21 protein-coding genes are annotated in these 24,674 nt (G+C 62.1%); 3 read left to right on the forward strand and 18 right to left on the reverse strand.

Annotation, left to right across the window (positions count from 1 at the left end):
* Positions 1-17: 17 nt before the first annotated feature.
* Genes CNQ84_RS00985 through rpoE form a run of 4 tightly spaced genes read right to left on the reverse strand, consistent with a single transcriptional unit; the run spans position 18 to position 2,695 of the window.
* A complete protein-coding gene (locus tag CNQ84_RS00985) occupies positions 18-479 on the reverse strand; it encodes a SoxR reducing system RseC family protein (RefSeq protein WP_096003056.1) in 462 nt (153 codons plus the stop codon).
* Positions 476-1,390, reverse strand: a complete 915-nt coding sequence (locus tag CNQ84_RS00990) for a MucB/RseB C-terminal domain-containing protein (RefSeq protein ID WP_118130920.1) — start codon at positions 1,388-1,390, stop codon at positions 476-478. Before CNQ84_RS00990 ends, CNQ84_RS00985 begins: the two co-directional genes overlap by 4 nt.
* A 41-nt stretch (positions 1,391-1,431) precedes the next feature.
* Positions 1,432-2,064 carry a sigma-E factor negative regulatory protein gene (locus tag CNQ84_RS00995; protein WP_096003058.1) on the reverse strand — a complete coding sequence of 211 codons (633 nt, stop codon included), beginning with the start codon at positions 2,062-2,064 and terminating at the stop codon, positions 1,432-1,434.
* 55 nt (positions 2,065-2,119) lie between these two features.
* Positions 2,120-2,695 carry an RNA polymerase sigma factor RpoE gene (rpoE, locus tag CNQ84_RS01000; protein WP_083727312.1) on the reverse strand — a complete coding sequence of 192 codons (576 nt, stop codon included), beginning with the start codon at positions 2,693-2,695 and terminating at the stop codon, positions 2,120-2,122.
* 383 nt (positions 2,696-3,078) lie between these two features.
* On the opposite strand from rpoE, the gene nadB reads away from it, so the two are divergent.
* Positions 3,079-4,692 carry an L-aspartate oxidase gene (gene nadB / locus CNQ84_RS01005; protein ID WP_096003341.1) on the forward strand — a complete coding sequence of 538 codons (1,614 nt, stop codon included), beginning with the start codon at positions 3,079-3,081 and terminating at the stop codon, positions 4,690-4,692.
* Here nadB and CNQ84_RS01010 read toward each other — a convergent pair.
* Entirely contained in the window at positions 4,661-5,113 is a 453-nt protein-coding gene (locus CNQ84_RS01010; protein ID WP_096003059.1) for a hypothetical protein, read from the reverse strand. The genes nadB and CNQ84_RS01010 overlap by 32 nt on opposite strands.
* Complete coding sequence (locus CNQ84_RS01015; protein WP_083727316.1) at positions 5,097-5,351, reverse strand: FAD assembly factor SdhE; 255 nt, start codon at positions 5,349-5,351, stop codon at positions 5,097-5,099. The genes CNQ84_RS01010 and CNQ84_RS01015 overlap by 17 nt, the downstream gene beginning before the upstream one ends.
* Positions 5,352-5,489: 138 nt before the next feature.
* Here CNQ84_RS01015 and ygfZ point away from each other — a divergent pair, with 138 nt between their 5' ends.
* Positions 5,490-6,491: a CAF17-like 4Fe-4S cluster assembly/insertion protein YgfZ gene (gene ygfZ, locus CNQ84_RS01020; RefSeq protein ID WP_096003060.1), complete on the forward strand. Its 1,002-nt coding sequence runs from the start codon at positions 5,490-5,492 to the stop codon at positions 6,489-6,491.
* A gap of 21 nt (positions 6,492-6,512) precedes the next feature.
* Positions 6,513-7,346 (forward strand): HDOD domain-containing protein, encoded by an 834-nt coding sequence (locus tag CNQ84_RS01025; protein WP_096003061.1) that lies wholly within the window; start codon positions 6,513-6,515, stop codon positions 7,344-7,346.
* Positions 7,347-7,358: 12 nt separating this feature from the next.
* Here CNQ84_RS01025 and CNQ84_RS01030 read toward each other — a convergent pair whose 3' ends face one another.
* The 12 genes from CNQ84_RS01030 to CNQ84_RS01085 all read right to left on the reverse strand — a co-directional run bounded on the left by CNQ84_RS01030 (position 7,359) and on the right by CNQ84_RS01085 (position 24,673).
* Entirely contained in the window at positions 7,359-8,174 is an 816-nt protein-coding gene (locus tag CNQ84_RS01030; protein WP_096003062.1) for an enoyl-CoA hydratase, read from the reverse strand.
* A 58-nt stretch (positions 8,175-8,232) separates the two neighbouring features.
* Positions 8,233-8,931 (reverse strand): uracil-DNA glycosylase, encoded by a 699-nt coding sequence (ung, locus tag CNQ84_RS01035; RefSeq protein WP_096003063.1) that lies wholly within the window; start codon positions 8,929-8,931, stop codon positions 8,233-8,235.
* Complete coding sequence (locus tag CNQ84_RS01040) at positions 8,932-9,264, reverse strand: PA3694 family proteiin (protein ID WP_096003064.1); 333 nt, start codon at positions 9,262-9,264, stop codon at positions 8,932-8,934.
* Positions 9,265-9,276: 12 nt separating this feature from the next.
* Positions 9,277-10,557: a flavohemoglobin expression-modulating QEGLA motif protein gene (locus tag CNQ84_RS01045; RefSeq protein WP_096003065.1), complete on the reverse strand. Its 1,281-nt coding sequence runs from the start codon at positions 10,555-10,557 to the stop codon at positions 9,277-9,279.
* A 173-nt stretch (positions 10,558-10,730) separates the two neighbouring features.
* Positions 10,731-12,236, reverse strand: coding sequence for a lysine--tRNA ligase (lysS, locus tag CNQ84_RS01050; RefSeq protein ID WP_096003066.1), 1,506 nt, complete (start codon positions 12,234-12,236; stop codon positions 10,731-10,733).
* Positions 12,237-12,317: 81 nt separating this feature from the next.
* Positions 12,318-13,413, reverse strand: a protein-coding gene (prfB, locus tag CNQ84_RS01055; protein ID WP_096003067.1) for a peptide chain release factor 2 whose coding sequence is annotated in 2 segments (ribosomal slippage) — positions 12,318-13,340 and positions 13,342-13,413 — 1,095 coding nt in all. Because the reading frame shifts where the segments join, the coding sequence is not laid out codon by codon here.
* 75 nt (positions 13,414-13,488) lie between these two features.
* Positions 13,489-13,914 carry a hypothetical protein gene (locus CNQ84_RS01060; protein WP_235827285.1) on the reverse strand — a complete coding sequence of 142 codons (426 nt, stop codon included), beginning with the start codon at positions 13,912-13,914 and terminating at the stop codon, positions 13,489-13,491.
* 23 nt (positions 13,915-13,937) lie between these two features.
* On the reverse strand, positions 13,938-16,178 hold the full coding sequence (locus CNQ84_RS01065; protein WP_096003068.1) for a putative bifunctional diguanylate cyclase/phosphodiesterase: 2,241 nt from the start codon (positions 16,176-16,178) through the stop codon (positions 13,938-13,940).
* A 270-nt stretch (positions 16,179-16,448) separates the two neighbouring features.
* Positions 16,449-18,170, reverse strand: coding sequence for a single-stranded-DNA-specific exonuclease RecJ (gene recJ, locus CNQ84_RS01070; protein WP_096003069.1), 1,722 nt, complete (start codon positions 18,168-18,170; stop codon positions 16,449-16,451).
* Positions 18,170-18,709: a YaeQ family protein gene (locus tag CNQ84_RS01075; protein ID WP_096003070.1), complete on the reverse strand. Its 540-nt coding sequence runs from the start codon at positions 18,707-18,709 to the stop codon at positions 18,170-18,172. The genes recJ and CNQ84_RS01075 overlap by 1 nt, the downstream gene beginning before the upstream one ends.
* Positions 18,710-18,773: 64 nt before the next feature.
* Positions 18,774-19,457: a phospholipase D-like domain-containing protein gene (locus CNQ84_RS01080; protein WP_096003071.1), complete on the reverse strand. Its 684-nt coding sequence runs from the start codon at positions 19,455-19,457 to the stop codon at positions 18,774-18,776.
* Positions 19,457-24,673: a DNA repair ATPase gene (locus tag CNQ84_RS01085; protein ID WP_096003072.1), complete on the reverse strand. Its 5,217-nt coding sequence runs from the start codon at positions 24,671-24,673 to the stop codon at positions 19,457-19,459. Before CNQ84_RS01085 ends, CNQ84_RS01080 begins: the two co-directional genes overlap by 1 nt.
* Position 24,674 lies beyond the last annotated feature (1 nt).

The following is a 24,674-nucleotide window of genomic DNA, read 5'->3' on the forward strand; positions in this document are numbered from 1 at the left end:
TCTAGCAACAACCCACATCACAGCTGTGTCAGCGGCACCCCGGCAAACCCGGCAGCACCCAGGACCTGGGGCGTCAGTAGCGGATCATGACTGGCCCGCACGGCGCGCCAGCGAAGCAGAACAAAACCAAACGCCAGCCCAGCAAGCGCCGCCAGAATGACCTGTGGCTCACCGGCACCCAGCGCCTGTGCCGACAGCGCGGCAACAAACAGGGCAAACAACGGCATCAGGTACACCCACAAGGCACCGCGCACCAGCGCGTCCTCGGGCACACCGATGATCACTTCGTCCCCAACCTGCCATTGACGGTCAGTCAGGGCCCGAACAAAACCGCGGGCAGCGCCGCTACCCAGCCGCTGCAGCAATCCCTGGCCGCAACCCGCCTTGGCAGCGCAATTGCCGCAGGTACTGCTACGCACGGTTTCTACCCAGACAGCACCGGGCTCGACACTCAGCACCCGCCCACGCTCTTCAATCACGGCGCGGCCTCAGCAGCCACGGCGGCGTGCGGAAAGGAGGCAGCAATGCGCTCGGCCGTCGCCGGCGGAATTTCGCCTACGATTGTCGCCAGATAGTCCTGCCCTTGGACCTGAAGACGACGACTGATCGCCACGGTCGGTCCAAGCTGCGCAGCCAGGTTGTCGGCCAGTCGCTCTTCGCTCAGGGGTTCGACAAACACGGTAAAGCGTGCCAGCCCATCACTGTAGACCTGGGTCATGACCGGGGGCTCACCAGCGGAAAGCGCGCGGACCATGGACTCGCCGGCACTGTAGCCTGGCGGCAACCAGCCGGGCAGCCAGCCAGAATCATCTACCAGCTTCTCGGGCTGTGCCGCTTCCAGCGACAGGCAACGTGAGCCAGCTTCCAGCGCCGCGTCACTCAGCTCGGAGAAATCCAAGTCAACAAACTGGAAGCGCTCCAGCAAGACATTGCGCTCGTTGATCAGCAGGGATTTAAGCAACAAGCCGGTATCCTCATCCAGATACAGCTCATAGGCATAGCGGAAAGGGTCTCTCGGCTTGAGCGCCACAACCGTTGCGGGACGATCTGCGACACGCGTGCCGCCAAGCACTTCGAAGGCGTACCACCGCTCCAGGCGGGCGGGATCGATTTCCTGGGGGGCGGTTGCCTGCCAGTCCGACACGGTTGCGAAGGAGGTTGCACACTGCAGCCGGCCATCACGCCGCACCCACTCCTGAGGATCGCCGTCAGCCCTGAGCAGTCGCTCGGAGACACCGTCCTCATCTGCGCGATGCCAGATGTGATGAGTGCTAAAACTGCCGGAGCGCTCGTAAACGAACGCTCCGCTGTAACTCTGTTGGTCCACTGCATCGGCCATGCCGCGCAGCCATTGTCCCGCATCCTTCGCCTGCGCCAGCGGTGCTGTCATCAGCACCGCGGCAGAGGCAAGGCAAAGCGACCTCTTCACCACTAGCGACCTTCCATGCTCGCCGCGCGGGCATAGGGCACCAGCTGGGGTGTGTTGGACTGGGCACCTGCCTCTGCATGCTCGCGCAGATAACGGCTGATACGCTGCTCATGCCAGGCCGACGGGGCTTGGGCCGGAGCCAATGGCTCGGCAGCTGTTTCTGCAGCACCGTTTTGCGAATAACCCGCCAGCACGGCGCCGGTACGAGCAGCCGGGTTCGCCTGCAGCATGGACGGTGCCGGACTGTTTGCGGCGGTCATCGGCTGCGTCGGCGCGTCCCCCTGATTGACCATGCGCACGCCTACCAGAACAGCCAGCGTGACCGATGCGGCCACAGCCATCCGGCCGAAGTTACGCCACAACACAGACCCTTGGGCAGTAGCGGGCGTCGCCTGCTCGGACTCCATCTGCAGTGCCGGCTCGTCCTGCAGCGCGGCGGCAATGCCGGCCGACAGGTCGATCGAGCCCTGCCAGGGCTCCTTATGCATCACCGAGCGTGCCATCTGGTAGCGCGCCCAGGTACTACGCAGTGCCGGATCCTGATCAGCTGCCTGGAGAACACGGCGCACTTCCAGTTCATCAGCCTCGTTGTCCATGAGAGCGGAAAGAGACTCCTGCAAGACTTCGTTTCTCATTGCTTTACCTCTGCTGTTGGCCCATGGGGCTCACTGCGTTGCACCCTGTTGTCGATCACGCTTCGAGCAGCGGTTTCAGGGCTTTATCTATTGCCTCACGAGCCCGGAAGATCCGGGAGCGGACCGTCCCGACCGGACAGTCCATCACGTTGGCAATGTCTTCGTAGCTCAACCCTTCAAACTCACGCAGGGTTAAAGCCGTTCTTAAATCATCAGGCAACTGTTCGAGGGTTTTGTTCACTACCTGCTCGATTTCGTCGCGCAACATCTCGCGTTCAGGGGAGTGAATATCCTTGAGGATGCTGTCACCCTCGTAATACTCAGCCTCATCAGCGGCGATGTCCGAGTCCGGCGGCCGGCGATTGCGGGCCACCAGATAATTTTTCGCGGTATTGATCGCGATGCGGTACAGCCATGTATAGAACGCACTGTCACCGCGGAAGTTAGCCAGCGCGCGGTACGCCTTGATGAAAGCCTCTTGGGCCACATCCTGCGCTTCGTGGCTGTCATGCACGAAGCGCGTCACCAGCGCGAGGATCTTGTGCTGGTACTTGAGTACCAACAGATCAAAGGCGCGCTTGTCCCCTTTTTGAACACGTTCAACCAGTTGCTGGTCGCTCTGCCCTGTCATGGCGATTTCACTCTGCAGGGTCCGCGACCGGACTTGTTATCGTAGACACAGGATGTAACCAAAAGTTCTCCCCTCACTCAGGTACAGCAATAGGAACGTCGCTGTCGGCAAAAAGTTCCCCCATGAGTGCACATTGCCAGCATCCTGCCAGCACGCGGGGCTCGGCGCACTCACCCATGGGTGGCAGTATTGTGCGGCAGCGCGCTTCTATATACTAGGGAAGCGCCGACGAATTCCATACGCCCCCTGCGCGCACTCCAGGGCGCCAAGACCGAGCGCAAGTGGCCGCCACCAGCAAAGCTGCCGGTGTCACCGACAACGCCAAAGATGCACGCGTGAGCGCTCCCCTGGGCATTCATACCACCCTGCAGTTGAATAAAGACATGACCCAACAACGCCAATACGACGTACTGGTCATCGGCAGCGGCGCTGCCGGCCTGACCCTCGCCCTGCACCTGGCCAGCGACCTGCGAGTAGCCGTCCTGAGCAAGGGCCAGCTCTCCGAAGGCTCTACTTTCTGGGCCCAGGGTGGCGTAGCGGCAGTGCTCGACGATGCCGACACCGTGGATGCCCATGTCCAGGACACGCTGATCGCCGGCGGCGGCCTGTGCCACGAGGACGCGGTCCGCCAGATTGTCGGTGACAGCCGGGATGCCATCGGCTGGCTGGTAGAGCAAGGTGTACCCTTCACCCGCGAGCGCCGGGAAGACGGCAGCGAGGCCGACGACTTTCACCTCACCCGCGAAGGGGGGCACAGCCACCGACGCATCATTCACGCCGCCGATGCGACTGGAGCGGCCATCTTCAATACCCTGCTGCAACGGGCCGAGGAACACAGCAACATCGAGCTGCTGGACAACCGCGTAGCCGTTGACCTGATCACCAGCAAAAAACTTGGCCGCGACGGCAATCAATGCCTGGGCGCCTATGTGCTCAATCGCTCAAGCGGCCACGTCGAAACCGTCGCGGCGCGTTTTACCGTACTGGCCACCGGCGGCGCGAGCAAAGTCTATCTGTACACCAGCAACCCGGACAGCGCCTCTGGTGACGGCATTGCCATGGCCTGGCGCGCGGGCTGCCGTGTCGCCAACATGGAGTTCAACCAGTTCCACCCGACCTGCCTGTACCACCCCAAGGCAAAGAGTTTCCTGATTACCGAGGCACTGCGCGGCGAAGGCGCTCTGCTGCGCCTGCCCAACGGCGATCGCTTCATGCCGCGCTTTGACGAGCGCGCCGAACTGGCCCCGCGCGACATCGTGGCCCGCGCCATCGACCATGAGATGAAGCGCCTGGGTCTGGACTGTGTTTATCTGGACATCACCCACAAACCCGCCGATTTCATTCGCAGCCACTTTCCGACCGTGCACGAGCGCTGCCTGGCCTTTGGTATCGACATCACCCGCGAGCCCATTCCCGTGGTACCGGCGGCTCACTACACCTGCGGCGGCGTGATGGTGGACAGCACCGGGCGCACTGATCTGGAGCAGCTCTACGCCATCGGCGAGACCAGCTTCACCGGCCTGCACGGCGCCAACCGCATGGCCAGCAACTCGCTGCTTGAGTGCATTGTCTACGGTCGCGCGGCGAGCCGCGACATCCTTGAACGCCTGGCCAGCACCGAGATGCCGACCGCGCTACCAAACTGGGATGAGAGCCAGGTGACCGACTCGGACGAGGACGTGATCATTTCTCACAACTGGGATGAGCTGCGGCGCTTCATGTGGGACTACGTGGGCATCGTGCGCACATCCAAACGCCTGCAGCGAGCCAAGCACCGGGTTGATCTGCTACTGGCAGAAATCCATGAGTTCTACAGCAACTACCGGGTCAGCCGAGACTTGCTGGAGCTGCGTAATCTGGCCGTGGTTGCCGACCTGATCATCCGCTCAGCCATGCAGCGCAACGAAAGCCGCGGCTTGCACTACACCCTGGACTACCCGGCGCAGCTGGAGGAGGCGGTGGACACTATTCTGCCGCCACCCAGCGCTGGCGACTGAAGCGCAGCCGCAAACGCAGCCGGCGCAGGCTCTCCTCGGAGGCGGCGTCGGCTGGCAGCACCACCGACACCGGGCACCAGCGACCCTGCTCGCGCAGACGCACTACCGTCAGCATGGCACTGACATAAGTATCGGCCAGCAGCCGCGCCGCCACCTCGGAACCATCACGGCGCAGGATGTGCCAGCCCTCGCTATCAAAGCGCAGCCCGGTCACCGAGTGCGGATGGCGCAAGCTGACCTGCCTGGGCCAGACCCAGCCACCGTACAGCAGCACCAGGCCGACACACAGCAGGCTGGGCCACAATGACAGGGCGCTATTGGCGACGCCCAGACAGGCCAGCAAGCTGCTCAACAGCAATACCAGCGCCATCCAGCGCGACGGCTGGCGTTGCAACAACAGATATTCAGTTTGGCTGTACACGGTCCAGAATCATCCTCACGATGCGGCGCAGATCCGGGTCATCCGGTTCACCCCGCTGCATAAACCAGCCGAACATGTCCTGATCTTCACACTCAAGCAGCTGGCGGTAACGGGCCTGGTCGGCTGCATCAAGCGTCGGGTATGCCTCCTGCAGAAAAGGCACCAGCAGCACATCCAGCTCCAGCATGCCGCGACGGCTGTGCCAGAACAAACGTTTCATTTCTATATCGGCCGACATCGGCAACTCCACAAGCTGAGAATTGAACTGCGCATTGCAATTCTCATTATAACGGCAAGATAGCAGCAAGCGGCGCCTGACAAGCACCCGCCCTGCACCCTATGATGTACCACCACACACCAAGGGAACAACGACGGTATGACCTTACACGCCGAGCTTGCCAGCCACTTTGCCGAGGCGAGCGACAGCAGCGACTTCGCCACAGGCCTCAGTCTGCTCGAGCACCAGGGCCTGATCAGTGTGACCGGCGGCGACGCCGATAAATTCCTCCAGGGTCAGATTACCTGTGACCTGCGTGAGCTGGACCAGACGCACAGCAGCCTGGGCGCGCGCTGCAACCCCAAGGGTCGCATGCAGTCGAGCTTTCGCATCTGGCGCACGACCGACGGCATGCTGCTGAGCCTGGCGCGCGAACTGGTCGCCCCGCAATTGGCCGATCTGGGTAAATACGCTGCACTCTACCGCCAGTGCCAACTGGCCGACCAAAGCGACGCCTGGACAGGCTTTGGCCTGTGGGGCGAGCAAGCCGAACAGGCACTGACGACGGCCGGCTTTCAACCGCCCGCCGAGGACAACAGCGTCAGCCGCGCGGGCGACAGCGTCGCCCTGCGCCTGCCGGGCGCAGCCTATGCCATCTGGACACCCATCGCCGAGGCTGCAGCCTTGCTGCAGACGCTATCCGCCCACGCCTCGCCGGTCAGCGCCAACCAATGGCAGCTACGACAGATCCAGAGCGGCATCGGCCAGGTAACCGGACCGACCTTGGAAGCCTTCATTCCCCAAATGCTCAATCTGCAGCATCTGGGTGGCGTCAGCTTTCGCAAGGGGTGCTACACCGGCCAGGAAATCATCGCTCGCATGCAGTACCTGGGCAAACTCAAGCGCCGCATGTATCGACTGCTCATGGCCGGCGATGCCCCCCCCAAGGCGGGCACTGAAGTATTTGACCGCGACAGCGGCAAGGCTGTGGGCGACGTGGTGATCGCCGCACGCGGCCACAAGGCCGTGGAATTGCTGGCTGTTTTGCAGAAGGATGCGGCACAATTGGCAACATTGAGTCTGGGCGCAACCGACGGCCCGCTGCTGACATTAAGCGAACTGCCCTACGAGCAGACCTTGGCCGCCGCCGAAGCCGAATAACAGAACGACAAGGGACAAGACATGACTGACCTCGCCCAACGTGTCCATGATGAGCTGCTGCAAGCCATCGAGAAGGATCAACTGGTTCTCCCCACGCTGCCGGAAGTAGCCCTGCGTGTGCGCGAAGCCGCCGAAGACCCGGATGTGAGCATTCCCAATCTGGTACGCGAAATCAGCAATGACGCGGCCCTGAGCGCGCGCCTGATCAAGGTCGTCAACAGCCCGCTACTGCGCAGCCGCCAGGAAATCACCGACCTGTCGATGGCGGTCAACCGCATGGGCATCGCCTACACCGCCAACCTGGCAACCGGCCTGGCAATGTCGCAGATGTTTCAGGCCACCTCTGATGTCATAGACCGCAAGATGCGCGAAGTCTGGACACGCAGCACCGAAGTCGCAGGCATCAGTCACGTGCTGTGTCGCCACTACACCAAGCTAAAGCCCGACCAGGCGACACTGGCAGGCCTGGTACACCAGATTGGGGTGCTGCCCATTCTCAGCTACGCCGAGGAAAACAGCCAACTGCTGCGTGACTCCATCAGCCTGAACCTGGTCATTGACCGCATTCACCCGCTGCTGGGCGATCGCATCCTGCAGGCCTGGGACTTCCCAGAACCACTGCGCCACGTGCCTTCCCAGCACCTTGACTTCAAACGCAATTCCGCCAGTGTCGACTACGCCGACATTGTTCAGGTCGCCGTCTTGCAGTCTCTGGCAGGCACCCAGCACCCGTATGCGCAGATGGACTGGAGCAACATCAGCGCCTTCGCCAAGCTGGGCCTTGACCCGGTCGCAGAGCAGGAAGACGAAGACCTGTCGGCCGAAATGGAAGCCGCAATGCAACTGCTTGCCTAAGCCAGCAGCCACTCACCGCCGCGTCCACTGCGGCGGTCGCTTCTCCAGAAAGGCGTTGACCCCCTCCAGGGTATCCTCCAGCTCGAACAGGTCGACGAAGCGCTCACGCTCACGCGGCAGCAGCGTATTGATCGGCTGACCGCGCCCGCCCTGAATCAACTCCTTGCAGTACTGCACGGCGACCGGGCTCTGGCGCGACACCTGAGCGGCCAAACGCAGCGCCGCAGCAACCGACTGCCCCTGCTCCACACACTCCTCAACCAATCCGATGCGCTCAGCCCGCACACCATCAATCCGTTCACCACAGAGAATCATGCGCTTGGCCCAGCCCTCACCGACCAGCCAGGACAACGCCTGCGTGCCTCCAGCGCAGGGCAACAGGCCGACGCCGGCCTCAGGCAAGCCCAGCTGCGCCTGTCGCTCAGCAATACGCAAGTCACAGGCTAATGCGCACTCCAACCCACCTCCCATGGCATAGCCGTTGATAGCCGCAATAGTCACGCCGGAAAAGTCTCGCAATGCCTCGAAAGCCGCCCCGAACAAACGGGCCAACTCGCGCGCCCTTGCTCTGTCGCCATCGGCAAACAGCCTCAGGTCAGCACCGGCGGAGAAGAAACGCTCGCCGCGCCCGGTCAGCACCAGCGCATAGATATCCGGATCGTTGTTAAGGTGGGACAGGAGGTCGGGCAGACCGTGCAGGCTGTCCGAGTCCCAGGTATTAGCGGGCGGGTTATCGATAGTGACCAGCGCCGTGTGCCCGGCCTTCTGAACTACCAGTTTGTCAGTGCGCGGAACCAGTGCAGTATAGGGTTGCAGTGCATGCTCCATGACGGCCTCCAGCTTGCTCGGTATCTGCTTCCGTTTTAGCACAAAGCCGGCAGGACGGTCAGCCAGGTAGCGCCGGTAAACGCCAGTCGATAGGCGAAAGGCCGTGCTCAACCAGGTACTTGTTGGCGGCAGAGAAATGGCCATTGCCGATAAACCCCCGGTGCGCTGACAGCGGGGAGGGATGCACGGAAGTCAGCACGCAGTGGCGCTGCCGATCAATCTGCTCGCCCTTGCGCTGGGCATAGCTGCCCCAAAGCAGGAACACGCAGTGCTCACGGCGCGCATTAATCACTTCAATCACCTTGGAGGTGAAACGCTCCCAGCCGCGCTTGGCGTGGGACCCGGCCTGTGCCTGCTCAACCGTCAGCACCGCATTGAGCAGCAGAACACCCTGCTCCGCCCAGGACTGCAGACAGCCATGGGGCGGAATGGGCAGGCCCAGATCGCGATTGATTTCCTTGAAGATGTTCTGCAGCGAGGGCGGCGTGCGTACACCGGGCGGCACCGAGAAACTCAGCCCGTGGGCCTGCCCCGGGCCGTGATAGGGGTCCTGACCAATGATCACCACCCGGACCTGGTCCAAGGGGGTGGAGTTCAGGGCATTGAAGACCAGCGGCCCTGGCGGAAAGATTGTCTTGCCGGCCGCCTTCTCCTGCTGCAAGAAGTGACGCAACTGCTGCATGTAAGGCTGTTCGAACTCGCCCTGCAGCTCGCTCAGCCAGCTTTCATCCAATTGAATTGGCCGCTCACCCGCCATTTATTCCTCCAGCGCCGGAACCACCTGATTGACGCAACGCACCACCCGGTCGCGGCTGTCACGCAGCACGCCGGACAGGCCATTCATATGACTGGCATGCAGCACCAGAATGCCGTCGACACACTCCGCCTCGTGCTTGGCCGGGTTGCTGCGCAGATTGCCCGCTTCTTCAGAGCCCACCGTGACAACGCGGTACTCAGCCAGTTCAAGGCCCTTCTCCGGATTGACGAAGTTGAGATAGCCATACAGATGCAGCACCGCAACGGTCAGCACCACAGTGACAATGGCGGTAAGGATAAGGGGCAGCTTGTTGATTTCTTGCGCTTGCGACATCAGTTACTCCGCTTACAGAATATTCGCGTAGTCGGCTTCGACCCGCTCCAGACTGAGATTGTTGAGAAAGCCCGAGAAGCACATCCAGGCACTCAGGGCGTTCAGATCAGCGAAGGGTGCCGGCAGATAGCGCGGCGGCACCACCAAGCCCTCTTCGACCAGCTGCCCCAAGGTGCGCATGTCTTCCAGCGTGGTCTTGCCACAAAACAGCAGGGGAATCTGCTGCAACTTGCCTTTGCGCACCGCCAGCTGAATGTAGTTATAGGTGAGGATAAAGCCCTTTAGATAGACCAGATCCTTGGTAAACGGCAAGCCCTCGCTGGACGAGCCGCGAAACACCCGACTGGCGTTGTTGTAGCTGTCATCGCGCGAATAGCCTTCATCCCGGTAGAACTGGAAGACATCCAGGAAGTTGCCCCCGGTCTCGGCAATCTGAATCGCCCGAGTGCGGTCGGTCAGCTTGCGCAGGCGGGCCGGATAGGAGTTGAAGGTCAGCACCTCCATGAGGATGGCCAGCCCTTCCTGCGTCACCGTCGACGACGGTGGTCCCTTGGCCAGGAAGGTACAGATCGGCTGATGCTGACCATTCAGACTGGTCGCCACATGCACCATGCCCTCATGCACGGCGAGGATATTCAGGTCACGCTGATTGAACAGTGCATCAGTGCGGATCTTGATGTAATCCGCGCCCGCGGCGGCGTCAGCGACAATCCCGTCGGACTCGAATACCCGGACCGCCTGATCATCCGGAAAGGCCTCGTTCATACGCGCCTGCAGGATCTGCACCGCTTCTGCTGCGGCAATGGTTTTCGGCTCACGGGCCAGATCGGTGCGGGCGATGTTCTTGAGTGACTCACTGAGCGCGATACCCAGATCGGTCAGGGTTGGATCGCCCGCGTGAAAAGCGTCAGAGGCCGCGCCGTAGAGCTCTTGCGAAATCAGCCCAAAGTCCTGGGTACCGCGCGCCTCCAGCATGCGGATGACCATGCGGTACTCGCGGCACATGCGGCGCATGATCTGCCCCACCGGGTTGAAGCTGCCCAGCTGCCGGGTGATGTCGCGTTCGATATCCTGAAAGATCTGCCGCCGCTCGGCCGGGTCAAAGCCCAGCGGGCGCTGGGCATAATAATCCGCCGTCACCTCGGGCAGCGCCTTGCAGCGCTTCTTGAGGAAGGTGTCGCGGATGCCGTCGTCCCACTTGATGGCATCCAGCACCCGAATCGGCGCCTGCGCCTCGACAATGCGGTCGGACAGACTGCGGATGACCAGCTGATACTGCTCACTCTGTTTCACGGGGGTGGCTCCCTTTGGTCGCAGCTGCAAGCTACAAGCCGCAAGCTATAAGCTGTCCGTGCATTCACGCAATCTCGCGGATTACACGGACAATCTGATGCTCATCATAGTCCTGGACAGCACGAACTACTTGCCGCTTGAAGCTTACAGCTTGCAGCTGGCGGCGAAGCCGCCTAGGCCGTTTCTGGCCGCATATGCGGAAACAGGATGACATCACGGATCGACGGCGAGTTGGTCAGCAGCATCACCAGACGGTCGATGCCGATGCCTTCACCGGCGGTCGGCGGCATGCCGTATTCCAGCGCGCGCACGAAGTCGGCGTCGTAGTGCATGGCTTCGTCGTCACCGGCATCCTTTTCGGCGACCTGCGCCAGGAAGCGCTCGGCCTGATCTTCGGCGTCGTTAAGCTCCGAGTAGGCGTTGGCGATCTCGCGGCCGCCAATGAACAGCTCGAAACGGTCGGTGACGTTCGGATTCTGGTCGTTGCGACGCGCCAGCGGCGAGACTTCGAACGGGTATTCGGTGATGAAGTGCGGCTGCTCCAGCTTGCTCTCGACCAGCTCTTCGAAAATCATCACCTGCAGCTTACCCAGGCCCTCGTGGCCGAGCACCTTGGCGCCGGCCTTCTTGGCAATCTCGCGCGCCTTCTCGACGTCATTGAGATCGTCGGCGGTAATGTCCGGGTTGTACTTGAGGATCGAGTCGTACACGGACAGGCGTACGAAGGGCTCGCCGAAGTGGAACACCTTGTCGCCGTACGGCACATCAGTGGTGCCCAGCACCGCCTGCGCCAGCTCACGGAACAGCTCTTCGGTCAGGTCCATGTTGTCGCGGTAGTCCGCATAGGCCTGATAGAACTCGAGCATGGTGAACTCGGGGTTGTGGCGGGTCGAGACGCCTTCGTTACGGAAGTTGCGGTTGATTTCGAACACCTTCTCGAAGCCGCCAACCACCAGCCGCTTGAGGTACAGTTCCGGCGCAATGCGCAGAAACATCGGCATATCCAGCGCATTGTGGTGGGTTTCAAATGGCTTGGCCGCCGCGCCACCCGGAATGGTCTGCAGCATCGGGGTTTCCACTTCCAGGAAGCCTCGATCGTTAAGGAAGCGACGGATGTGCGCGATCACCTGCGACCGCACGCGGAAGGTGTGGCGCGCTTCCTCGTTGACGATCAGGTCGACATAACGCTGACGGTAGCGCTGCTCGGTGTCGGTCAGGCCGTGATGCTTGTCCGGCAGCGGGCGCAGGGATTTGGTCAGCAACTGCACGTCTTTCATGTGCACATAGAGGTCACCCTTGCCCGAGCGGGCCAGCGTACCCTCTGCCGCGATGATGTCACCCAGGTCCCAGGTCTTGATCGCTTCCAGGGTTTCTGCCGGCAGGCCCTTGCGATCAACGTAGACCTGCAAACGGCCAGAGCTGTCCTGCAGCACCATGAAGGCGCCACGGTTAAGCATGATACGTCCGGCTATCTTGACCGGGATGGCCGCCGCCTCCAGCTCCTCCTTGCTCTTGCCCTCATACGCCTTCTGCAGGTCAGCGCACAGGCTGTCGCGACGGAAGTCGTTAGGGAAGGCAATACCCTGTTCGCGCACAGCGGCCAGTTTGGCCTTGCGCTGGGCGATCAGCTGGTTCTCTTCCTCGTGTTGGGCTTGCAGGTCTTGCGGCTGGTCGGTCATGTCGGTGAATCCCGGAAAAATACTGTTCGGTTGTGGGCCCGCAGCGCGCGGGCCATGACAAATTATGGTGCGGCGGCTGGCTTACAGGCCCATTTTCAGGCTGGCCTCAATGAACTCATCAAGGTCACCGTCGAGTACCGCGTTGCAGTTGCTGTTCTCGATACCGGTGCGCAGGTCCTTGATACGCGACTGATCCAGCACGTAGGAGCGGATCTGGTGGCCCCAGCCAATGTCAGACTTGGTGTCTTCCAGCGCCTGAGCAGCCTCGGAGCGCTTCATCATTTCCAGTTCGTACAACTTGGCACGCAACATCTTCATCGCGTGGTCCTTGTTGGCATGCTGCGAGCGCTGGTTCTGGCAGCTGACCACGGTATTGGTCGGAATGTGCGTAATCCGCACCGCCGAATCGGTGGTGTTAACGTGCTGACCACCGGCGCCGGAGGAACGGTAGGTATCGATGCGCAGATCCGCCGGGTTGATATCGATGTCGATATCGTCGTCGATCTCGGGGGAAGCAAACACCGCCGAGAATGACGTGTGGCGACGGTTGCCGGAGTCAAACGGGCTCTTGCGCACCAGGCGGTGCACGCCAATTTCGGTACGCAGCCAGCCGAAAGCGTATTCACCACGAATATGCACGGTGGCACTCTTGATACCGGCGACCTCCCCCTCGGACAGCTCGACAATCTCCGCATCAAAGCCGTGCTGGTCCGCCCAGCGCAGATACATGCGCAGCAGGATATTGGCCCAGTCCTGCGCTTCGGTACCACCGGAGCCGGCCTGAATATCCAGGTAGCAGTTGTTGGCGTCCATATCGCCACTGAACATGCGGCGGAATTCGAGCTTCTCCAGCGCTTCTTGCAGTCGCTGCAACTCAGCTACCACATCATCAACCGCGCCCTGGTCATCCTCTTCGGCTGCCATTTCGAGCAGCTCGCCGGCGTCAGCAAGGCCGCCACTCATCTCATCAAGGGTGCCGACAATCTCGGCCAGCTGGGCGCGCTCGCGCCCCAGGTTCTGGGCACGCTCGGGTTCATTCCAGACGCTCGGGTCTTCCAGCTCGCGCTCTACTTCGGTCAGACGATCACGTTTGTGATCGTAGTCAAAGATACCCCCTGATGGTTTCAGAGCGGCTGCGCAGATCTTTGATGGTGTTCAGAATCGGATTGATTTCCATGGTGACGGACCCCGGCAGGCAAAAGCCGCCATTGTAGCGGAAATCAGGCGTCGAGTGCAGCGCTGCGCCACCGGCTCAGGCGCGACTGGCGAAGGCGCGCAGAAACACCAGTGCGCCTACACCCCAGAGGGCGTTGAGCACAAAACCAATGACAAAACGCGGCACAAACTGCTGCCAGTCCAGCCCGTAGCCCTTGAGTGGAAAGACCACCAGCAAAGCCACCAGCGTCAGGGCCACGCCCCCAAACAAAGCCGCCTTGAGCCACAGCCATGGCTTACCCATGCGTGACAATGCGACCACCAGCACCAGGCCCCAGACGCCGCCCCAGAAAGCAGACGACAGCACCGCCGGCACACCCAGGGGTTCGGTAGGACTCAGGGAAAACGCAGGAAAGGGCACCACACCGGCCGAGTGCAGCAGTCCGAGGGCCGGCTGATGAAAACAGAACACCGCCAAGAAACCTGCCGCAAAGGCCTGCGCTGCATGCCGCATGACTGTCATCGCTCACTGCTCCCGGTGCATTTTTATTGCACTATAGCAGGCGCCGGAACCGCCTCCTGCCCGCCCTCTTCGACTTGCTCAATGGTCGAGAGGCGCTGCAATACCGGGTGAATGGCCAGTGCAGACTGGGGACGACTGAACCAGTAACCCTGCACAAACTGGCAACCCTCGTTGTGCAGAAAGTCCATCTGCTCCGGGGTTTCGATCCCCTCGGCAATCACGTCCATCTCCAGCCCCCGACCCAGGCCGATAATTGCTCGGCTGATGGCTTTCAGACGTTCGTCGTTGGGCGCCTTGGTGATAAAGCTCTTGTCGACCTTGATGATGTGCAGCGGATAGCGGTGCAGATAACCCAGAGAAGAGAAGCCCGTACCGAAATCATCCAGCGCAATACGCACGCCCATGCTCTCCAGCTCACGCAGCGTGGCCAGGGTTTCCGGGCCGTCGCGCATCAACAGGCTTTCCGTGATCTCCAGCACCAGGCTGGCCGCTGGCAGACAGGTTTCCTTGAGAATCAGAGCGACGCGCTCGGCAAACCCCGGCTCCTGAAGCTGCCGGCTGGACAGGTTGACCGAGCAACGCAGCCCCGCCAGTCCCTGCTGGTGCCACTGGCGAACCTGCGTGCAGGCCTGACGCAGCACCCACTCGCCAACGGCCACAATTTCCCCGGACTCTTCCAGCACCGGAATGAACTGATCCGGCGACACCAGCCGCTCGCCCTGCCACCAACGCAACAGCGCCTCGACGCCGACGACCTGCGCCCGGCCGGCGGAAACCTGAACAATCGGCTGGTAATAGAGCTCGAACTGATCGCGTGCGAGCGCCTCACTCAGCGCGTTCTCCAGGTTCAGGCGCTGAGTCGCCTCCTCCTGCAGGCTGTCGTTGTACAGCGCCAGCTGCCCCTTGCCGAAGGCCTTGGCCCGATACAGCGCCAGGTCGGCCTCGCGCAGGGCATCCTGCTCATTGCCACGCCCGGTCAGCGGCGCCACGCCGATGCTGACGCTGACAGCAAGGCGGCGTGAGCCCGCAATAATGGGATATTGCAAGGCGTGCATAATGCGTTTGCTGACCAGCTCGGCATCCAGCGGTTTGGCCATATCATCCAGCAGCACGACAAATTCATCGCCACCAAAGCGCCCCAGGTGGTCCCCGGGCCGCAGGCAGCGCTCGATCCGCTTGGCGACCTGAATCAGCACCTGATCCCCGGTCTGATGCCCAAGACTTTCGTTGATCAGCTTGAAGCGGTCCAGATCGATAAACAGCACGGCCGCATGCCGCGCCCCGGGTTTGGCCTGTCGCTGCAGCGCCTGACTCAGCAGCTCGCCAACCTGCTGACGGTTTGGCAAGCCGGTCAGCGCATCATGCAGCGCCTGGTGCGCCAGCGCCTCTTCGGTCTGCTTGCGCTGGCTGATATCGGTCAGCGAGCCGGCGAGCAGGTGCTCGCCATGCAGATCCGTCGCCATCACCGCGCGGATCATCACCCAGATCAGGCGCCCCCAACTGTCGCGCAGCTCGCACTCGTAATGCAGAAACGGCTGACGCCCCTCCCGATGAGCCTGCACCGCTGCCAGGAACCGGCCCCGCTGGCTCTCCGGGATCAAGGCAGCCCAGTCGTTCAGAGTGCGAGGCGCGCGAGCCGCATCCAGGCCAAGCATGGCCAGCCAGCGCTCGGACAGATGCAGGCGATCTTCCTCGACATGCCACTCCCACAAGCCATCGTTGGCGCCACGCACCGCGCGTGCATAGCGATCCTCGCTGGCCTGCAGCGCCTGCTTATCGGCGGCGACATAGGTATCGGCGGTCAGGGTAATGTCGAAGAAGGCCGCCTTGAGCAGGCAACCATAGAGCTGTTCGGCCAACTTGGGCTCGGCATGCCAGTGACGACCAATGGCCTTGTGCATGAAGTCCAGATAGAAGTGAAAGGCCGACAGATACCATTTCAGATCAATCCCAAGACGCTCGTGGGTCAATCCAACCAGCACCCGCAAACGCACGTACTGCATATCGTAGGGGCCGCGCAGTAGTTGTCGAAAATAGGCCTGCTGCTGACCTTTGAGCCGCTCTACCCGCCCGGGATCGGCAAGCAGCGCGGCGCTGCCCTCAAACCGTCCCAAGTGAACAAACAGCGCTTCAATACAATCGGCATGCAGTCGATCCAGCGCCGTAAGGTGAGCAGCCAGGCAAGCAAATTCGGGCTCGCCGATCAACAGCAATCGCAAGCGCTCACGCACTTCGTTCGGATTCAGCCCGAGTTGGCGCTGCATGTTAAGCAACTGCTGTTTCAAATCCGGCACTGCCAGGCCCCCAAACTGGCCCGAGCAACGCCGACCAGATGTGATTCAATCTACATTCTTGTATCAGGCATCAAAAACCAAAGTGCCATCAAGGTCAATCCCTGCCACCCGAATGGGCTAAGACCTGACTGTTTGTACACAATCCGCTTTGCAGTTTGATGGCGTCGGGTACGCGGGGGCCCAGTGCCCACAAGCGCACCCGCGACTGGTTGCGAGGGAGAGAGAAGCGTCGGAGGAGGCTCAGCCAGGCTCCAGGTGCCGCACCATGAGTTGCAGGGTTCGACGACCGCGAAACTCGTTGATGTCCAGCGTGTAGGCCAGCAGCACGTGGCGCGCGGCCGGGTTCGGCCAGAGCTGCGGGTCGATATTGAAGGCGATGGCGTCGAACACCTCGGCACTGCCGGCGGTGCGCAGCAGCATTTTCAGATGACGCTCACCCACCAGCCGCTGCTGCACCAGCTCAAACTCGCCATGGAACAACGGCTCCGGAAAGTGCTGCCCCCAGGGTCCGGCTTCGCGCAGCGATGCAGCCATATCCAGGGACAGTTCGGCCGCCTCAAGTTGTCCGTCCGACAACAGCCGCCCGGTCAGGTCCTCGGGCTGCAGCTGACGCCGCACCTCGGCATCAAAGGCCGCTGCAAAGGCCGGAAAATCGGCTTCGCGCAGGGACATGCCGGCCGCCATGGCATGCCCGCCAAACTTGCTGATCAACTCGGGATGCCGTGCGGCCACCGCGTCCAGCGCGTCGCGAATGTGCAAGCCGGGAATAGAGCGAGCCGACCCCTTGACCATGCCATCGCCCGCATCGGCAAAGGCAATCACCGGTCGGTGGAAGCGATCCTTCAGGCGTGAAGCGAGAATACCGATAACGCCCTGATGCCATTCGGCATCGAACAGACATAGCCCAAAGGGCAGGTCCTGCTCGTCGAGCTGCATGGCCTCCAGGGTCTTCAGCGCCTGTTGCTGCATGTCGCGCTCGATGGCCTTACGATCGCGGTTGAGACTGTCCAGCTCACGCGCCATATCCAGCGCCAGGCCCTCGTCCTCGGTCAACAGGCACTCGATACCCAGACTGATATCGTCCAGGCGCCCGGCCGCGTTCAGGCGCGGACCGACGATAAAGCCCAGATCGGTTGACACCAGGCGCTCGCGCGGCCGGCCGGCCACCTCCAGCAGCGCGCGAATGCCGGGACGGCAGCGGCCAGCCCGAATACGCGCCAGCCCCTGGTGCACCAGTATGCGATTGTTGGCGTCCAGCGGCACCACGTCGGCCACGGTACCCAGCGCCACCAGATCCAGCAGCTCGGCGAGGTTGGGCTCTGATCGCCCGGTTTCGGCAAACCAGCCGCTCTCACGCAGCGCCGCCCGCAGCGCCAGCATGACGTAAAAGATAACTCCGACACCCGCCATTGCCTTGCTCGGGAAGTCGCAGCCCGGCTGGCTGGGATTGACGATGGCGTTGGCCTCGGGGAGTTGCGCACCCGGCAAATGATGGTCGGTAACCACCACCTGCAGGCCGGCGGCCCTGGCTGCCGCTACGCCCTCAATACTGGAGATACCGTTATCCACGGTCACCAGCACGTCCGGGCGACGGGTCAGCGCCACCTCGACAATTTCCGGCGTCAGGCCATAGCCGTACTCAAAACGATTGGGCACCAGGTAATCCACCTGCGCCGCCCCCAGCTGCCGCAGGGCCAGCACGGCGACGCTGCTGGCGGTGGCCCCATCGGCATCAAAGTCACCCACAATCAGTATCGAGCGCCGCTCGCGCAGCGCTGATTCCAGCACTGCGACCGCCTCCGCTATGCCGCGCAGCCCGCTGTAGGGCAGCAACGCCTGCAAGCGGCGATCAAGCTCGGCCTCGCTGAGCACACCACGGGCAGCGTAAAGCCGACTGAGCAGTGGCGGCAGCTCCCCGAGCGCCGGCAACACCTCGGGCAACGGGCGGGTTTCGATGCGCATCAGCGCTGCCCCTGCAGCCACTCCAGGGTCAGCTCGTGCTGCTGGTCGCCATCGCTGACGTACAGCACGCCGTCGCTGATCATGACACCCCAGTCGATGCTGCGCGGCAGATCGGTCGCCAGCGCCGCCAGTGGCTCCACCGGCAGTACCGCAACATTCAGGTTACCGATTGTCGCGACCGCTGACAGCTGCTTGTTCTCCCAGACGCGGGTACTGCCGTAGACCAGCACGGATACTTTCTGGGCGCGGCGCGAGCACCAGGTCATGCGATCGGCGTCCGGCTGACCAACCTCGATCCAGTGCTCGACGCGGTCATCCAGGGTCTTGAGCCACAACGCGGGCTCGTCAACATCCGACAACCCACGGCCAAGCGCCAGACGCTCCTGATACCAGAGGGCGTAGGCCAGCAGCCGCACCGCCAGCCGCTCTTCGGTCTCGGACGGGTGCCGCGCCACAGTCATGCGCACGGCCTCATAGACGCCCAGATCGGTATCGGAAATGTTCAGCTGAACCTTGTAGGGAGTTGCCTGCAATGCCATGGAAAGTGTCCTGTGGGAAGCCGGGCGGCAGTGTACCGCATCCACTGCACCGACGCCGAACGGCTCACACGGCGAAGCGTTCCCAGAGGTCCTCGAATTCACGCACGTAATCGGCCACCAGCGGCGCGTGATCAATCACCAGCAGATTCTCCTGATTGTAGTCACTGGCACTGCGTGTCCAGTTGAAGCTGCCATTGAGCAGCAGCCGTTCATCAAACAGCGCGAACTTGTGGTGCATGTGATACGGGCCGGGGTCGACGCGCAGCGGAATGCCTTCATCGCGCAGCATGGCAATATCACTACCCATGTCGTGCTGCTTTTCATGATCGCTGATAATCCGCACCTTGACCCCGCGCTGATGGCAGGCCAGCACCGCGCGGCTCAGGCGGTCATCCGAAATGGTGAAGACGCAGATGCTGAGGCTGTCACGCACCTGGTTGCACAAATCCAGAATCCGCCGCCGGCAGCTCTCGCCCGGACTAAAATGCGCACTGGCCACCTGCACGTCGTTGACTTGTGCGCTATCCAGCGTCTTGACCACCTGCTCCAGCCATTTCAGCGCCGGCAGCACGTTTTCCGGCTCGGCGGCAAGCTCACGTACCAGTGCAAAGGCGCGATTGCGCAAAAAACGGATACGGTCAGGCTCAAGGCCGCCACCCAACTCGCGCAGCTCCACCCGCTCTTCATTGCTCAGACGCAAATCCGCCACGCTGTCACGTAGAACTTGGTCCAGTTGCTGAAAATCCATCATTGCTCGCCACCACCCTGCTCATCCACGGTCACCACTTTCAGTTGCCGAACAATGTCGAGCAACTGCGTCTGCGCCTCCCGCCCGGCCAGCACCTGGCGATCCATCACATCGGCCAGCGGCGTCACCGTGGCACGCATGCTGTCGGACAGACCGTCGAGCATCTGTTGAATCAACTGCTGGGGCGGCATCACCACACGTACCTTGGGGCTCAGCTTGTGCAGCGACTGCAACGCAGCGAGCAGCTCGTCCCAGGGCACCGCCACCTCGGACTGCCCAGAACCGGCCAGCGCCCGCACGCTCTGCACCAGATCGTTGAGCTGGCCAACAACGCGCTTGCCGACATCCGCGTCATCGCCCCCCATGGCGCGATTACGCAGGAAGTCTGCCTTTATCTGCTCCCAGCGCTCGGCACGCTCTGCATTCAGGGTGCCGCGCAACTCGGCCAGCTTGAGCAGGTTCTCCTCGGCGCCGGTGGTCAGCAGCTGCGACTCGCCCTGGTAGTGATCATCGACCAGGTGCTGCAGCTCCTGCTCGTTCATCACCGCGGAGACCTTCTCCGCCAGCTTGTTCATGTTGCGATAGCTACCCTGCAACTTGAACGGCGGCTCGGTGCGATAGCGATCATCCTGCGCGGCGCTGGCGATGTACTGCTGGTTGACCCGCAGCACCACGTCTCGCAGCTGCATCATGCGCTGCAGGGTGGCCACCATGTCATTGATCTCGGCCGCGCTGTAGTCGTAACTCAACTCATTGGCAGAGAACGGCTTGCCTTCGGCCTTGGCCACCAGCCGGTACAGATCATTCAGATCGCGGCCAGCCAGCGGCGCAAGCACCGAGTTTGAGGTCAGGCTGTTCTCGATATAGCTCAGCGCGAACACATCGTTCATGCCGGCCAGGGTGTCGCCGAGGTTATAGATGTCGGCACGGTTGGCCAGCATGTCCGGAATGCGGAACACCTCTCCGGACTCGGTGTAGGGGTTACCGGCCATGACCACGGCAAACTTGCGGCCGCGCATGTCGTAGGTGCGCGTGCGCCCCTTCCAGACGCCTTCAATACGGCGAGTGCCATCGCACAGCGAGATGAACTTCTGCAGAAACTCCGGATGGGTGTGCTGGATGTCATCGACATACAGCATCACGTTATTCCCCATCTCCAGCGCCAGATTGAGTTTGACCAACTCCTGCGCCGCTGTCGCATCCGGTGCCTGCGCCGGATCCAGCGAGCGCACCTCATGCCCAAGCGCCGGACCGTTGATCTTCATGAACACCAGGCCCAGTGCATGCGCCACGTACTCCATCAGCGTGGTCTTGCCGTAACCGGGCGGGGAAATCAGCATCAGCAGACCGTTCAGGTCTGAGCGCCGCCCCTCACCCACGGTCCCCATCTGCTTGGCCAGGTTGTCGCCAATCACGCCTAGATACACGTCATTGATCAGCCGGTTGCGCACAAAGGAGGTCAGCGGGCGCGGCTTGAACTCGGCCAGGCGCAGCGTCTTGCGCTGCTCATCCAGCAACTGCTGACGCAACTGTTGATAGCGCTCCAGACCCGGCTGAAAGTCCTGCCGGTGCTGACGCAGACGAGCAAAGAACTCATCCACCGCCAGCGTCAGGGCTCCGTCCTGCACGCGTGGGTGCTGCCCCAGCAGGCCAGACACCTCGAATCGCAGATCCACCTCAACAACGGTCACCGGGACCTGCGGTTGCAGCAAGCAAAAGGCCACCGCCTCGGGCACGTAGCGACGCAGCGGGGCAAAGGCCTCCTGCTCGCACAGACCAGAAAACCAGTGCTGCAAGAACTGCCACTGCTGTCCTGGCGCACCGGCCAGGCACTCTACCGACTGCATGCAGCTGTCCCACAGACCGAGTGGCGCCAGATGGTCCTGTAGGCCGTCATAAAGCTGCTGGGCATACCGGCTGACTTGCCAGACCGGCTGCGGCTCGGCCAGCCACTCGATCAACCAGGCGGCTGCGGCTTCCAGCGTTCTCATGTCAGCGTCGATCAAACGCTCTTGCAGCCACTCAGCAAGGCTGGACTGCATCTCGCCCTGCAGCGCCAGCAGCGCGTCATCACGTCCGAACAGCTGCCGGATCTGCAACACGGCCGCAGCGCGTTCGGCCCAGCCGGATACCGCCGGCGAATCGGCACTCTGCACCCAGAACAACATGGCCAGCGCCCGGGCCTGCGGGTCAAAACGCAGCAGGCCGGCACTGGCGAGCAGCGGCAACAGCTGCGCCAGAATCAGCGCAGCATCGTGATCGTGAATACCCTTCTCGTAACCCTCGCGATAGCGTGGCGTCGCGATCTCGCGCAGCGTGCGTACCAGCTGTTCAGGTTCAAGCAACTGCTGATGCAACAGCTCCATGCTCAAGCCCACCTCTGCCCGCTGGGCCAGCGCAATGACCTCACCGGCGAGGTACTCGGCGCGATAGAGCTGCGGGGACTCGGACAGCAGACCGCCATCCCAATAGTCACGCAGCCCATCCAGCTCGTCGTTGACCAGCGGCTCAAAATAGTCGGTGCCCGTCAAATGCAGGCTCAGCGAGTCGCCACGGGGCAGCAGGGTCAGGTCCAGTTCCTGGGCGTTGACGCTGAAACGGTGACGCGGCCCCAGCCGAATGACATTACCGCCACCTTCGAACAGTTCACGCTTGTCGCGCAGACCACGCACTGCCTGATCCCGCGCGCCCTTGAGCCGCGCCTCGATATCATCCGCCTTGACGTTGTCGTGCAGCGCGCGCAGCCGCTCGATCAGTTCACGCAGTTTGAGAATCAGCGGGTCGGTGGCAAAAAAGGCGTTCAGCAGATCCGGCTCGGTCAGCCGCCCGGTGCGCCGGGGCAAGCTGTCGATGATGCGCACGGCGGCGTCCTGCAGACCCTGGGCACGGCGCTGGCGCTCATCGAGCAGACGCTGGCGATGCGCCTCGAAGGTCTCGAGCAATTCTTCGCGCTTGTCGAGGATGTCACTCAGAAACGCTTCATGCCCCCCGAACTGGCTTTCCAGCTCTTCGAGCTGAACCAGCAGGCGCGACAGCTGCTCATCGCAGCTTTCCGGGTCCTGAGCCTGCGCCAAGGCATTGGTAATGGCCTGGCTGAACAGCTTGAACTGGGCACCAAATTGCGCGACCTGCTCCGCCGACCCCAATGACTTGCGCCGCAACTCGGCCCGCGCCTTGGACTGGTTGAGCTTGGCATACAGCTCGGAGATGGCCTCAACCACGCGGGTGCGCTGGGTAGCGTCGTCAATACGCAGCGACGCCATCAGCTCGGACAGCATGTCCAGCCCCGCCGCCATCGCGGTCAACTGCTCCAGCGGTTCAGCCAGTTGGGTAACAGTCTCGGCCTGCTCGGCGCTGGCATCCAGTTCCTGCAACTGCTGGTGATAAGGCGCCAGCGCCTGCTCGCCGGCGAGAAAACTGGACACCTCAGCAGCCAGCCGCTCGTGCTCGGCCAGCAGCTGCGCTTCCATCTCGTCGATCTGCTCAACATTGATGTAGCGGTACTCGCGAATGGTGAGCAGCTTGCCGCGCTGGGCATTGAGCGCCCCCAGCGCATCGACGTAGGCCTGAACATCGGTGAATTCCTGCACCGACAGGCCCGACATCAGCTCCTGCTGACGTGTCTGCGCCTCCGTCATGGCCCGCGCGGACTGCTGACGGATACTTTCGACCTTCTCGAACTCGTCCAGCACCATGGCCGCGCTGGAGGATATCTGCCGCAGCAGGGGGGCAACGCCGCCGCAGGCCTCATCACTGAGCCAGTAATAGGCGTCAAACAGGCGCTGGGTTTCCTGACACAGCAGTGCGTAGCGTTGCAGCGAGACCTCATTGCTGTCGATCTCACGCGCCAGGTTCAGCAGGTCAGACACACCGCGCACCAGCTCGGCGTTACCTATGCGCCCAAAGAAACCGCCACGTTGCGGCTGAGCGGCGGCGTGCTCGTCGGTATAAAAAGGCGTCTGCCAGACCTGCATCGGGTGAATGCGCGTCGGCTCATCGCCTTCGGCAGAAAAGATCACCATGCGCCCGTCAGCCAGCCGCGCATGCCCGTGGCCAAATTGCGGGCTCTGCAATTCACGACTGATCAGGTTGTAGGTAAACAGCGCCGAACGGCCCTGCTCGGGATGATAGAACACGTACTGCACATCCTCGCCGTTGGGCGAGCGGACAGAGCGCTTGAAACGCATGCCGGCCATGGGCTGATCAAAGGTGCGGTACTCGCCACTCTGCAGGTAGCAGCCACCCGGAAAAATGATGCCGTGATCTTCCGGCAACTGCACACAGGCCTGGCCGATCGCATCGATACGCTGAACCTTGCGGGTCAAGGTATTGAATACCAGGTACCGCCATTGCTCCTCGCGGTAAGGCAATACCTTGAGCAGGATCAAGGTACCCAGGTGGGCGTACTCGATCTGCACATCATTCAGCGATTGGGTCTTGTCGGCGACCGCCTCGCGGTAAATGCCCAGGCCGTCCTCGGTGTTGTTCTCCACCTTGATGGTCAGATCACCACCCAGAGTGTCGACAAACAGGGTATCGAGAATATTGAAATGCGAATGCCGCCCCTGCACCACGCTGTCGCGGCCAACAGGCGTCCACTCGAAGTCGAACGGGCGCGGCAACTCAATATCGCGTTCACCGCGGTTATCAATGTAACGGACCCGACCACCGTCGGCGGACACCGACCAGCGGAAGACCCGCACATCGCTGATCCGCTCTCCAATCTGGAACGCGGCCAGCAACTTGCCGTCGCGCACGCTCAGCTGCAACAGGCGGGTATGCTTGTAATAGCGATACAACTCGTCAAAGTCGTTGACGAAGCTGGCCTCGGCCAGAAAACTCCCGGCCAGATCGACAGGCTGGGCGTCGTACCCGTCGTCTTCCTGTACCAGTCGATACAGAGAGAAAACGTCCCGGACCCGGGTTTCCTGCTTGAGCCCGATAAACACGTTGTAGCCGAACAGCATCAGCCCGCCGACCTGGGCGATATCGCGTGCGATGCAGTTGTTCTCGGTGCGCACGCGCGTGCGACCAATCACCTCGATCGGCTGACTGCCAAATTCCTGCTGCCGCTGGGCATTCAGCGCCTCGGCCAGACCGGCAAGTTGCCGGCCTTGCTCCAGCAGCCGCTTATGCAGCACCTCATAGGCACCACCTTCAGCTACAGCCCGATCAACCAGGCCCTGTGCCTGATTTTCGCCTGCTGACTCTGACATC

The organism is Pseudomonas abyssi (assembly GCF_002307495.1).
Classification (GTDB): domain Bacteria; phylum Pseudomonadota; class Gammaproteobacteria; order Pseudomonadales; family Pseudomonadaceae; genus Halopseudomonas; species Halopseudomonas abyssi.